The sequence below is a fragment of the Blochmannia endosymbiont of Camponotus modoc genome, assembly GCF_023585785.1.
GTDB lineage: Bacteria > Pseudomonadota > Gammaproteobacteria > Enterobacterales > Enterobacteriaceae > Blochmanniella.
In genome coordinates, this window is record NZ_CP097765.1 from 601,992 (window position 1) to 616,194 (window position 14,203).

Here is a 14,203-nt window from a genome sequence, read left to right on the forward strand (position 1 = left end):
ACAATAAAAACAAAGGGATACACTGCAATTTATTATAAATAAATCACCGCATACATTATTTCTATATTAAAAAATAAATTTATATAAGATCTCTATTAATAACAACATACAATCATTCACAAACGTTTTAAGTATAACGTTATAAACATGTCTGTAATGACATATTGTAACCACGAAAAATATCTATCTATATTTTACATATAGATAGATATTTTTAATGTAAATTTTTGTAGAAAATAAGCATATTCAATAATACTATATGTTATATAAAAAATATTTTATGACTAACAATGATACTAAATAGATAAAAATATTTTTTTATTTAATTATTATCTATACCTACTTGATATATCAATCATACACTCTATTAACTTGTAACAATCACACAAGCTCACATGTATATTACACAATGTAATATATTACAACTAAAACGAACATCAATAATTAAATTAATTTTAATATTAACTAATTTAGAATAGTATTCTATCATAATATTACAATATTTATATTTTTATATGAAATATTTATGTACTTATTAGGAGGGGGTATGAAAAAATTGCATCTTATTTGGATAGTAATTTATTTGATATTTTCATGTAAAAGCATTTCATCTTCAATTATAGAAGGAAGGCAATACATTCGACTAAATAAACCTATTCATAATGCACCTCAATTACTGGAATTTTTTTCTTTTTATTGTCCACATTGCTATCAATTTGAAGAAATTTATCATATTTCTAATAATATAGAACAAACATTGCCTAAAAATGTAAATTTTTATAAATATCATGTGAATTTTCTAGGTAATTTAGGAAAACAATTGACACATGCTTGGGCTGTAGCAATAGCATTAAGAATAGAAGATAGAATCAGTCCTATATTATTTACAGCGATACAAAAACAACAATCTATTCACACTGTGGAAGATATTCGTGAAATATTCATTAAATCTGGTGTCAATGCAGAAGAATTTGATATTACTTGGGATAGCGTATTAGTGAAATCTTTAATTTTAGATCAGGAACAAGCAGCAATAAATTTTCGTTTGAGAGGAGTACCATCAATATTTATCAATGGGAAATATATGATAAAAAACGAGAAGTTAGATATATCATCAGTTAACGCTTATATAAAACAATTTTGTGAGTTGCTAAATTTACTTATAGATAAAACGTAATCTTTACATATTCATTATATCATCATACTGGCATATACAAGTATTTTATTTTTTATTGAAATTATTTTACGAAATGACTTCATTGATTTTATTATTTTGTTGTTTATAATAGCCTTATAGTTAATAGTTTTACTAAGCAATAGTCTAATATTCTCTTGTCTTTTCTGTAAGATTAGTCATATATAAATGTCATTATGATTACAATTATAAATAATCCGATAATTTTAGTGGATGGATCTTGTTATATACACCGTGCGTATCATGCGTTTCCAGAATTAATCACTAGCGACGGAAAACCGGTGTGGGTAATATATGGAGTAATCAATATGATTAAAAGTCTATTGATACGATATCAACCTACTCACATGGTGGTTGTTTTTGATGCAATGGGAAAAACCTTTCGTAACAATTTATTTGAAAAATATAAAGCTAATCGCATGAAAACCCCCAAGAATTTATATACTCAAATTGATCCATTATGTGAAATAATACAAGCCATGGGGTTACCAATTCTTAAGGTGCCTGACGTAGAAGCAGATGATGTGATAGGTACATTAGCTATATCTTGTGCGCGATCAGGAAATTCTGTGTTAATTAGTACGGGAGATAAGGATATGGCTCAAATAGTATCATCTCAAATAACTCTTATTAATACTATGTCGAATATTATTTTTACTCCTAAAGAAGTAGAAAAACAGTTTGGAGTACCACCAACTCTAATAGCTGATTATTTAGCATTAATAGGAGATCGTTCTGATAACATTCCTGGAGTGCCTGGAATAGGAAAAAAAACTGCTCAGATTTTATTAAATAAAATAGGTAATTTAAAAGCATTATATGATCATTTAGATAAAATTAGTCTATTAAATTTAGATTTACGCGGCGCTAGAGCAATACAAAACACATTACAAGCCAACAAAGAAGTAGCATTTCTTTCTTATAAACTGACGACTATTAAAACAGATGTATCTTTAAATATATCCGATTATCAACTGTTAATACAACAGATAAATATTAACACTTTGCAATTGTTATTTACACAGTATGAATTTAAAAATTGGTTAACAGATTTACAGTCAGGAACATGGCTGGATAAATATCACCATTTGAAACATGTACCATCACACCGACGGTTAAATAATACGCTTTTGTTTCAAAAAAATAATTTATTATCAGATTATTCCAAAGAAAAAAAAATTATCAAAATAATACATAATGTTGAAATGCTTTGTCATTGGATTGAAAAAATTGACGAATCCAAATTTTTTATATTTAGTATATATACAGATGTATTTAATGTTTCTACAGCCAATATCATAAGTATATGTTTATCTATAGATGCTAAAGAAAGTGCGTATATTCCTATAAAAACTGATTCAGTTAATAATCATCAGAATTTTTTATATCTTGAAGAGATATTATCAATTTTGCAACCAACTTTAGAAAATGAAAAAATAAAAAAAGTAGGCCAAAATTTAAAATTTAGTTATTCTGTCTTAAAGCGTTATAATATAAACTTAGCTGGCATGGCCTGTGATGTTATATTAGAATTATATGTACTGTATGGTACCGCTAATTATCATGATATTAAAAATTTTTTAGATAAAGACACATTTAACGCTGTTACGAATTTTAAAAAAAATTATGATAATTATAATGAAAATAATATAATTTCAGACCTACAAAATATACAATTACAATCTCTACATGCTGCTCAATTTATTAAATCCCTGTTCAATCTGCATCATACTTTATGGCCAAAGATAGAAGCAAATAATAAACTAAAAAAAATATTTGAAGAAGTAGAAATGCCTCTAATATCTATCCTATCACGCATTGAAAGCTATGGCGTATTAATTGATAAAAAACTACTTAATACACATGCGGTAGAATTAGATTATCGGCTTCATGCATTAGAGCTAGAAGCGTATCAATTAGTAGGCACTCCTTTTAATCTTGCTTCAACTAAACAATTACAAGAAATATTATATAATCAGCAAAAATTGCCAATTTTAAAAAAAACTCCTAAAGGGGCTCCTTCAACTAATGAAGAGGTATTGAAAAAATTGTCAAAAAAATATTCAATGCCAAAAATCATTTTGCAGTATCGTGCTTTATCTAAATTACAATCTACTTATATCAACAAATTAATCGCTATGATTAATAAAAAATCAAATAGGGTGCACACCTCATATAATCAAACTAGAACTTCTACAGGACGTCTTTCTTCTACTAGTCCTAATTTGCAAAATATTCCAAATAGAAATTACGATGGAAGGAAAATACGTCAGGCTTTTATTGCTCCCAAAAATTTTTTAATTGTAGCGGCTGATTATTCCCAAATAGAATTAAGAATTATGGCGCATCTTTCTCAAGATATCGAATTAATCAATGATTTTCTTTCTGAAAAAGATATTCATACTGCAACAGCTTCTGAAATCTTTGTTACTGCACTACACTCGGTTACTGATGAACAAAGACAACGAGCTAAAACTATTAATTTTGGATTAATTTATGGAATGAGCGCATTTGGATTAGCGCGTCAATTATCAGTAACATGTAAGGAAGCTCAAAAATATGTAGATCGTTATTTTAATCGTTATCCTGGTGTTATGAAATATATGCAACATATTCGAGAGCATGCTAATAAATATGGTTATGTATCTACACTAGACGGACGAAAGTTATATTTACCAGATATTTACTCTGCTAATATTCTTCAAAAAAAAGGCGCTGAAAGAGCAGCGATTAATGCTCCTATGCAAGGGAGCGCTGCTGACATTATTAAGAAAGCAATGATATCTATTGATAATTGGTTACAAAAAGATGAAATTCCAGCGCGTATCATTATGCAAGTACATGACGAATTAGTATTTGAAGTACACAATGATATTGTAGACCCTGTTGTAAAAAAAATTAAAAAATTAATGGAAGAATGTTTTATTATGGATGTACCACTAAAAGTAGATGTTGGTATTGGAAAGAATTGGGAGCAAGCACACTAATATATCAATCTATATTAGGTCAATATATTAAATATAATAAATACATGATTAATAACAATTGATTAGAATAATGCATTTATATAAATCATATGTTTTGAGATATGATACAGAGAGGACATGATAAATCGTAAAAATATATTATCTTAACCAATTATCAAGGACTCTTTTTAATGAGTGTATTCCATATTTTTTGACAACAGAAAAAGGTTCGGCTTGTATATGTGTTTCAAACATCATCTGCATATCGTGCATTATTTTTTTAGATGTAACTTGCAAAATATTTCTAGAAATTTTATCTGATTTGCTCAATAAAGTAAAAATAGGAACATCTACGGAAAGCGCACTTTCAATTGTTTTTTGATCTAAATCCTTTATTGGATGCCTAATATCCATCATTAATATCAATCCTTTTAAATTTTCTCTTTTTTTTAAATATTCACATATCACGTCATGCCAGTAGTTTTTTCTTTTTTTTGTCTTTTTAGCATAACCATAGCCAGGAAAATCAATCAGACGAATACCCGGACTGACCTCAAATAAATTAATAAGTTGTGTACATCCTGGTGTTTTACTTACTTTAGTTAATTTTTTTTGATAAGTTAACGCATTAATAGCACTAGATTTGCCACTATTAGAATAACCAACAAAAGCTACTTCCATACCTATTTTTTCATTAGGTAAACAGTAAACTGCAGGTACGCTTATTAAAAAATAAGTAACATGATAATCATGTATCATAAAATGGTAAATATGAAAATAAGTTTCTAAATTTATATAATTTATTTATTTAAATATTAAATCCTACAATAACTAGTTTTATATGAATAAAAAACAAATTGTTTTTATTCCTAATAAAAATTTTTGAATTACTATAATCAACAATAATATTGTTATATACGTATTTTTACATATTTTACAAAAAATTATTTTTAAACACTATAATATAGATCAAATTCTACAGGATGTGGCGTAGTAGATACTAATCTACTGTCTTCTTGACACAATAAAATATATGTATTAATATATTCCTGGGTAAAGACGTTGCCTCGAGTTAAAAATTCATGATCCTCATATAAAGATTTTAATGCTTCGTCAAGAGATTTAGCCATATGCGGTATGGATAATGCTTCTTTTTCAGAAATAGCATATAAGTTTTTATCAACCGGATCTCCGGGATGAATTTTATTGATAATGCCGTCTAATCCAGCCATAAGCAATGCAGAAAACGCTAGATAAGGATTAGCAGAAGGATCAGGAAAACGAACTTCAACGCGACATGCTACGTCGCCTTTTTGTGATTTTCCTAGAGATGATGGAATGCGAATCGCACTAGAACGATTACAAGCAGAATAAGTCAACATTACTGGAGCTTCATAATTTGGAACTAAACGTTTATACGAATTAGTAGTTGGATTGGTTATAGCATTTAATGCTTTAGCGTGACGCAAAATACCACCAATATAAAATAAAGCGATATCAGAAAGATTGCCATATTGAAGACCTGAAAATAAATTAGTATCTTTTTTATGTAAGGATATATGGCAATGCATGCCTGACCCATTATCATTCATAATGGGTTTCGGCATAAAAGTTGCAGTTTTCCCAGCATTATGAGCAACATTGTGTACTACATATTTATATATTTGTATTTCATCAGCTTTTTTAGTAAGAGTATTAAATCGAGTTGCTATTTCATTTTGACCCGATGTTGCAACTTCATGATGATGAGCCTCTACGATCAATCCCATTTTTTCCATTGTTAAAGACATAGTAGATCGCAAGTCCTGAGAAGAATCTATTGGAGGCACTGGGGCATATCCACTCTTTATTCTAGGACGATGACCTTTATTTCCGTCTTTATAAATTTTACCACTGTTCCATGATGATTCTCGATCGTCAAGGATTACATAAGATCCTGATATTGTTGTTGCAAAATGAATACTGTCAAATAAAAAAAATTCTGGTTCAGGACCAAACATAACAATATCGGCAATACCAGAATTATACAAAAATATTTCTGATCGTTTAGCTATAGACCGTGGATCTCTATCATAATTTTTCATAGTACTAGGATCAATGATATCGCAACGAATAATGATTGTAGCATCTTCATAAAATGGATCTATCACAAAGCTAGTAAGATCAGGCATTAATATCATGTCTGATTTGCTAACATCTTTCCACCCTTTAATGGAAGACCCATCAAAAATTTTTCCATGATTAAATAAATGATCATTAACCTGTGTTTTAGGGATAGTAATGTGTTGTTCTTTTCCTTTTGTATCAGTAAAACGTAAATCAACAAATTTTATTTGATTTTCGTTTATAATAGAAAAAATTTTTTCAATATTTGTCATATTTATACTCTCAGCTATTATATATCATATGATGATAATATTACTAAATAATGCGCTACAAAATACCATCTACTAAGGCTCTTGTGATTAACATTTTTCAAAACTTTATTTAATCAACATATTTGCATTGACATAATTACCAATGTTACATATGCATGTAATGCATTGAATCAGATCTATTGATCTTTTATTAAAATTTAATTTTTAAAAATAACACTCATATCTTATATTACTATTATTTTAATAAATAATCTAATGTAATAAAAATAAAAAATACTTGTATGTATAACTATTATTAATCATTTTTTAATTATTTTTAATTCAACATAGAAAAAATGTCAGAAATTTAATTGTGCTAATATTTTTGTATTATATACATCATGAATACCATGAGGTGTAATCGCACATACACATTTTTGTATAAATTTAAAAAATTAATAATCTTATACGAGTTATTATTTTGTTGATGTATATCATGCAAAATGAACTTACATTACAAGTATCATTAGCCACATTAAAAATAGTTTGAGGACTTATACAATACATTATTTGTGGTAGGCTGTTACTTCTATAAACAAGAAATTATACACATTATATCAATACTACAGATTTACATCAAAAGATGCAACAATCTTCAATTTTAATAAATTTTTTAATTTTTATTATTTTAAAGAGACTGTTGCTCCTGAATATCAATTTCATGGATCAAGCAATACTAATTTTTTTGATTGCATATGTAGTTGGTATTTATTTTTTAGTAATTAAGTCTTCTTCTATTTCTCTGAGAGCAAGTACGGTATATTTATCATTATTATTTTTTGTAATCAACGTTTCTTTTCCACCAATTTGCATTTGCCGTGCACGTCGCGCGGCAACTAATATTAAATCAAATATATTACCAACTTTTTCTACAGCATCCTGTACAGTTATACGTGCCATTTTTATTTACCGTGTATGTAGACTGTATTTATTAGTTTAATTAAATTTATATTGATCGCAAACACACATACATATTTATGTATTTATATTTAATTTATTATTTATATATCTGGCAATAATAAATGATCGATTAATGTTGCGTAGCGTATTTTTTGATGCGCTATTCGCAATTGCTCGGATAACATAATTGACTGTAAATGTATCAAAGCAATATTAAAATTATCATTTATGATAACATAATCATATTCTTTAAAATGGCTAATTTCGTCCATCGCTTGGTCCATGCGTGCGGCGATCACTGTTTCTGTATCTTCTCCTCTCAGATACAATCGATGTGCTAATTCTTTCTTTGATGGAGGCAAAATAAAAATAGTATAGATATTTTTTGATATTTTACTGCGAATTTGTTGCGCTCCTTTCCAGTCAATATTCAACACAATATGTATGCCAGCGTTTAACATCATTTCAATATTACTTTTTGCGGTACCATAATAATGATTAAAAATAATAGCATATTCAAAAAACATATTTTTATCGATCATATATTTAAATGCTTTTTCTGAAATAAAATAATAATCTTTTCCGTGTATTTCTCCAGGTCTTTTAGTACGTGTGGTATAAGAAATAGATAGTTTAGTTGGATAAACAAAGCGATCATATTGTATTACAGTTTGAATTAACGTAGATTTTCCTGTCCCACTAGGAGCGGATATAATACACAATATTCCTGAATATTTCATCATAAAATAATCATATACATATTTGATTGCATAAATGACTAAGATTTATTACGTATGTTTTGAATAACTATATATTTGTCTCTAATTCATGTTAAACATTATTATTATATATTAAGATTGTTTTAATAGAAGATCCTCAATAAAACATTTTGTAATTTGATTACACTAAAGTATACATTGTTACTATCAAATTACTAAAATTGTTAGTTCCACCGAGGACCTTATTTATGTTAATGAAAATCTATAGTGTAGTATGCGTGTATGTCGTATTGTTATCTTGCCATATTATTTTTTTGTTGTATTTCAAGTAAATTGCATACTTCTCTAAAGCTTTTAAGTTGTACATCAGACAAAAGGGAAAATATGCGATCTAAAATGATGTTATGTGTATCTTCAGCAATACGTAATTTATCACGTCCTTTTTCTGTAATATAAACGTATTTTACTCTACGATCTGTCAGACTTTGTTGTCGACGTAACATTTCATCTTTTTCTAATGCATCAAGAACTGTTACAACGGTTCTTGATGAAAACCCCATGTAATTTTTAATGTCTGTTGCGCTGGTTTTTCCGGTAGTAATAAGATGCAAGATTTTCATTTTAGACATTGAAAGACCTTCATTAATTAATTGGCCATTTATTTCCTTGCGTAAACGATGATAAATACGAGATAAGGATTCTACCATGTTTGAAATATCTGTTAATCTATTCATAATTATTTGTCTCTATATTGAATCAATAACGATAATAAGACTGTATTTGGCAGTATCAGTTAATAATAGTCTAAAAATAGTAATTATTATTTTTTGAAGTATTGTTTATTAAGAATAATAACTTTTCAGACAATTGTTTATATCTGATAATTAATTATTTTTTTTAATTAACTATTGCAGCGTATACCTCCTAATTTATTGTAATTTTACTAAATTAATATTTTGGTTTTATTAAAAAATAGCAGACATTATTAATTCAGAATATATATATTTTAATATTTAATTTGTGTTGTTTTACTATTTATATTTTATCGGAGTTTTTTTAAATTTGAAATATGACTATCGGAAAAATAAAACTTCTTATAGTTTTGTTAAAAAATAATTTTTTTATATTTTATGATTTATTTTTAATATTAAAATTCTATATATCTGCAAATAAACAGATCCAAATCAAAAATACAACAATTTTATTATAAAATATAAAATAATATTTTATATTTTTATGAAAATAAAAATAAAAAATTATATATTTATATTAAAATAATATTTTTTGTTGAATCATATATTCTCGTATACATTCACATTTATTTATAAAAAATAATAATATTAAAGGATATATATCAGTTAATTTATAGTAAAATATTAACTATATAAATTTATATAACACTTAAATAAAACGGATTTGAGTACAAAAATTATATTAAAAACTTTTTATTAAAAATAATAATATTAAAACCTAATTTTTTAATAAATGAATCTACTTCATATATATGCATGTATATAATAGTTATTGTTTATATATGCATATGTCTCTGTAGTTAAAGTTTAAGTGCATTAAATTTCAGTATTCAATATTACGTTTAATTAGATTAGTTGATTAAATGAAACATTATTTGATAAGATTATAATATAATTAAGAATTGCAAAAATTATCAGATTATATGACCAATACAGATTTTAAATATGAAAAGATTTTATAGGTGGGTACTCTGATTATATCACTCAATATTTTGAGTTTGCTCACGTATCTGTTCAATAAGTATTTTTAAGGAAATTGCTAATTGAGTAATATAAGAATTTATAGATTTAGAAGTTAATGTATTAGCTTCTCTATGTAGTTCTTGTATTACAAAATCTAGTTTCCTACCAACAGCTCCGTTCCCATCGAGAATACGATGCATCTCTTTGATATGAATAATTAGACGATCTACTTCTTCTGAAATATCAATTTTTTGAGCTACTATTAATAATTCTTGTTCCAATCGTATTGGGTCAGAATAAATGCAAACATCTTTCATTTGTTCCAAGAGTGTTTTTCGTCTGCGCTCCAATATATTAGGGATATGTTGATGAATTTTGTTCACTTCAGCATACATTAGATGTAATCGTTCTATAATTTTATTTTTTAAAAAAATACCTTCTCTTTCTCTATCTTGTATCAAATTATGTAATGTTTCTTTAAAACATATTAATAATTCGGCATGAATATTATTCATATTATTTAAATTATTTTGTTTATACGTTATTACTCCTGGCCAAGATAAAATATCTATCGGATTAATTTCACCTTCATTAGTTAATGTTTTTACCCATTTTGCGTATAACACAAGATCATGCACCAATTGTTTATTAACAGTAAATGACTCTGTATTATTGTCGCAATTATTATTTATTTTGATATGTAAAGTGCATTCTATCTTCCCCCTAATAATAGAATCTTTAATATTTTTACGAATTACCCATGACAAATTACACAGATATTTAGGTAAATCGATATGAATATCTAAATAACGTTGATTTAAAGAACAAATTTCCCAGATAACATTACCCCATGTATATTTCACTTCATGCCTTGAGAAAGCGGTCATGCTATGAATCATAACAATCACCTAAATTTTGTTAATATGTACAAAAATAAACTTTAAAGTTGCAATAATTTTATTTTGTCACGCATTCTTTAATTGAAATTGTTATTTCATATATTTATATACATCAATTTAATTTTTAAAAAAAATTCAGATTTTTTTAATGCCTATAAAATTTTATTAATTAAATACATAGTAGTATGCACTATACTACTATTGATGATTTTTTATCAAAATTATTGTTTATATTGAAAATATAAATCACTACAATAACACGTTCAATTTTATCTATAAAATAATTAATTTATTATTATTTAGTAAAATAGCATAATAAAATATACTAAACATAATACGTTTGAAGTGTATAAAATAAAAGTTTTGTATACGACATATACAAATTTTAAACAATTTTTATTGTATTTATTTTTAAGATAATTTTTCATTATAAAATAATTTATGAATTTATAGTAGATTTATATTCCTCATATATATCTTATATAACTTATTTGTTAATAATTAAATATAATAAAATATTAAAAAATTATTTTAAAAATAAATAATCATTTGAAATTTAAATCAATCAAATTTATAGACCAATGGTCGTTACCATATAGCGATTAATAATTATTAATATATATACAAACATTAATATATTTAATTTGATCTTATTATCTTAATGAGATATTTATAATAAAATTATATGTATTGATAAATTTAAAATACACATTACACATTATTATGTGTAATTAACAATATTTTACATCGAATGCCCAAAACCATGTGACCCACGTTTGGTAGGTATAAATGATTTAACTACAGAAAACTTAACTTGAATTATTGGCATAAAAACTAATTGTGCTATTCGTTTCCCAGGATATACAATATACTTTTTTGGCCCACGATTCCATAAAGATACTATCAATTCTCCTTGATAATCTGAATCAATTAATCCCACCAAATTTCCTAAAACAATACCATATTTGTGTCCTAAACCTGATCGAGGCAAAATAACACCTGCTATTTTTTTATCAGAAATATGTATCGCAATACCGGTAGAAATTAAATGAGTTTTTCCAGGATAAATAGTCAAAGGTTTATCCAAACAAGCTGATAAATCTAATCCAGCAGATCCTAACGTAGCGTATTTTGGCAAATAAAAATGCTTATAAATACGATTATTAATAATTTTAACATTAATTATTTTCATTATAACGATTAATAATTTCATTAATAAGTTGTTGTGCTAACAATTTTTTTTTTCTTAAAGGCAATATAACACTTCCTTTATTCCAAAATAGATATAAAGCATTATTATCACTATTAAATCCTTGGTTCATACGAGAAATATTATTAGCACAAATTAAATCTAAATGTTTACTAATACGTTTATCTTGAGCATATTTTTTTATATTATTAGTTTCAGCGGCAAATCCAACGACATAAGGACGATTTTCAATTAACGACCCTACTTCCGCTACGATATCGGGGTTTTTAATCATAATTATTTTTAAAGTATTTTTATTCTTTTTAATCTTTTCAAGAGAAACATGACAAATACGATAATCTGATACTGCTGCACAACCGATAAAAATTTGTTGATCACTAATGTCTCTCATAACTGCTTCTTGCATGTCTAACGCGGAAATAACATTAATACGTTGCACTCGAATAGGAGTACGTAAATTTACTGGACCTGCAATTAATGTAACTTTTGCTCCTTTATCTGCAGCGGCTTGGGCGATAGCAAATCCCATTTTTCCTGAACTATAATTAGTGAAAAAACGAACGGGATCTAAGGCTTCGTGCGTCGGACCGGCAGTAATCATGATATTAAGATGACTTAAAGAACTATCATGAGAAAAGTAATGTTTTACGTATTCAGCAAGTACTTTGGGATCCGTCATGCGTCCATAACCAATATCATTACAAGCTTGACATCCATAATCTGGTCCCCATATTAAAACCCCTCTTTTTCGTAGAATATCTAAATTTGTTTGAGTTGCAATAGCTTTATACATTTGTTGATTCATGGATGGAGCTACAGCAATAGGAGCTGTTGTAGCTAAACATAAACTACATAATAAATCATTAGCTAATCCCACAGATAATCTAGCTAATAAATTGGCTGTAGCCGGAGCAAGTAAAACTAAATCAGCCCATTTAGCTAACTTTATATGAGGCATTGTAGTTTCTATTTGAGGGGTAAGAAAATTGTCCAAAACTGGATGACATGATATTGTTTGCAAACTTAAGGGGGTAACGAATTTTTTTGCAGATTTTGTCATGATCACTCTTACTTCTGAACCTTGTTCTTTTAAACATCGTACAAGATCTATAGTTTTATATGCCGCGATACCACCGCTTACTCCTAATATGATATGTTTATTAATTAATCCCGTCATATTATATTTCACATGATATTGAAGATGATTTAATTTTATTTATACTAACAAAAACTAACAGTTTTTGTTAGTATAAATAAAATTAAATCATCTTCAATATCATTGAATTTCAGAAAATCTGCAATTACATTGTGCGCAGCATAAAAATCTTATATAATATACCTTAGCCCATTATATATAAAGTAAAAATATATGGGAACATATATAAATAATAATAAAAACAAAAATTTAACAACTTAAATCTATTATATTTAGACATATTTGGTGCTATATGAATGTTTAAAATTGTTAATTTTCTTGCGTTTAATAGTGAAAAATAAAACAACAAATAACAATTATAATATTTTTGGAAATCTTATATTAGGTATTTTAAATAATGTCAAATCTCATAGATTAAAAATCGGAATAAACAAAAAATTGTTTTTATTGTTTTGATTATAAATAATTATTCAAACAAAAATTAGAGGAGAACATATGGCGCGAGTGTGTCAAGTTACCGGAAAACGTCCTATGAACGGAAACAAACGTTCTCACGCAATGAACGCAACGAAGCGTTGGTTTTCACCTAATATTCATTCTCATCGTTTCTGGGTAGCAAGTAAGAAACGCTTCGTTGCGTTACGATTATCTACTAAGGGGATAAAATTAATTGATAAGTTTGGAATTGAATATTTTTTCACAAAAATATATCCTAAAAATAAATAATACTCATCGAGAATAATGTAATGGCTAAAGAAAAACGAGAAATAATCCGTTTATTTTCTTCTTCTAAGAATGGACATTTTTATAGTACCACAAAAAACAAACGTATTGGCTCTGAAAAAATGACATTAAAAAAATTTGATCCGTTTGCACGAAAACATGTAATATATACAGAAAGTAAGAATAGTTAAATAAAGAAAAGATGCAAATTCAACGGCATACTACATAAGCCCCACAGCTCAATATGCATTGAGCTGTGGGGCTTATGTAGTATAAATATCTAAAATACTATGCTACTAAGTC

11 protein-coding genes and 1 pseudogene are annotated in these 14,203 nt (G+C 26.7%); 4 read left to right on the forward strand and 8 right to left on the reverse strand.

Annotated elements, in window-relative coordinates; all coding sequences use genetic code 11:
• Positions 1-547 precede the first annotated feature (547 nt).
• Together dsbA and polA are read left to right on the forward strand one after the other, a co-directional pair.
• Positions 548-1,177 carry a thiol:disulfide interchange protein DsbA gene (gene dsbA / locus M9396_RS02520; protein ID WP_250256193.1) on the forward strand — a complete coding sequence of 210 codons (630 nt, stop codon included), beginning with the start codon at positions 548-550 and terminating at the stop codon, positions 1,175-1,177.
• A 194-nt stretch (positions 1,178-1,371) separates the two neighbouring features.
• Entirely contained in the window at positions 1,372-4,182 is a 2,811-nt protein-coding gene (gene polA, locus M9396_RS02525) for a DNA polymerase I (RefSeq protein WP_250256593.1), read from the forward strand.
• Positions 4,183-4,320: 138 nt separating this feature from the next.
• Here the strand turns inward: polA and yihA are convergent, their stop codons facing one another.
• The 8 genes and pseudogenes from yihA to coaBC form a co-directional block, all read right to left on the reverse strand.
• Positions 4,321-4,920 (reverse strand): ribosome biogenesis GTP-binding protein YihA/YsxC, encoded by a 600-nt coding sequence (gene yihA / locus M9396_RS02530; RefSeq protein WP_250256594.1) that lies wholly within the window; start codon positions 4,918-4,920, stop codon positions 4,321-4,323.
• 191 nt (positions 4,921-5,111) lie between these two features.
• Positions 5,112-6,539 carry a type I glutamate--ammonia ligase gene (gene glnA / locus M9396_RS02535; protein ID WP_250241630.1) on the reverse strand — a complete coding sequence of 476 codons (1,428 nt, stop codon included), beginning with the start codon at positions 6,537-6,539 and terminating at the stop codon, positions 5,112-5,114.
• 750 nt (positions 6,540-7,289) lie between these two features.
• A pseudogene (rpoZ, locus tag M9396_RS02540) lies at positions 7,290-7,478 on the reverse strand (DNA-directed RNA polymerase subunit omega); the annotation flags it as partial.
• 101 nt (positions 7,479-7,579) lie between these two features.
• Positions 7,580-8,221 (reverse strand): guanylate kinase, encoded by a 642-nt coding sequence (gene gmk / locus M9396_RS02545; protein WP_250256595.1) that lies wholly within the window; start codon positions 8,219-8,221, stop codon positions 7,580-7,582.
• Positions 8,222-8,490: 269 nt separating this feature from the next.
• Positions 8,491-8,931 (reverse strand): MarR family winged helix-turn-helix transcriptional regulator, encoded by a 441-nt coding sequence (locus M9396_RS02550; protein WP_250241624.1) that lies wholly within the window; start codon positions 8,929-8,931, stop codon positions 8,491-8,493.
• Between the two features lie 998 nt (positions 8,932-9,929).
• Entirely contained in the window at positions 9,930-10,811 is an 882-nt protein-coding gene (locus tag M9396_RS02555; protein WP_250256596.1) for a YicC/YloC family endoribonuclease, read from the reverse strand.
• A gap of 742 nt (positions 10,812-11,553) precedes the next feature.
• The gene (dut, locus tag M9396_RS02560) at positions 11,554-12,006 is read right to left on the reverse strand and encodes a dUTP diphosphatase (RefSeq protein ID WP_250242491.1); all 453 of its coding nucleotides are present in this window, start codon (positions 12,004-12,006) and stop codon (positions 11,554-11,556) included.
• A complete protein-coding gene (gene coaBC / locus M9396_RS02565; RefSeq protein ID WP_250256597.1) occupies positions 11,990-13,198 on the reverse strand; it encodes a bifunctional phosphopantothenoylcysteine decarboxylase/phosphopantothenate--cysteine ligase CoaBC in 1,209 nt (402 codons plus the stop codon). Before coaBC ends, dut begins: the two co-directional genes overlap by 17 nt.
• Before the next feature lie 474 nt (positions 13,199-13,672).
• Between coaBC and rpmB the strand changes: the two genes are divergently transcribed.
• Both rpmB and rpmG read left to right on the forward strand, forming a co-directional pair.
• Positions 13,673-13,903 (forward strand): 50S ribosomal protein L28, encoded by a 231-nt coding sequence (gene rpmB / locus M9396_RS02570; RefSeq protein ID WP_250256598.1) that lies wholly within the window; start codon positions 13,673-13,675, stop codon positions 13,901-13,903.
• Positions 13,904-13,923: 20 nt separating this feature from the next.
• Positions 13,924-14,091 carry a 50S ribosomal protein L33 gene (gene rpmG / locus M9396_RS02575; RefSeq protein ID WP_250241613.1) on the forward strand — a complete coding sequence of 56 codons (168 nt, stop codon included), beginning with the start codon at positions 13,924-13,926 and terminating at the stop codon, positions 14,089-14,091.
• Positions 14,092-14,203 lie beyond the last annotated feature (112 nt).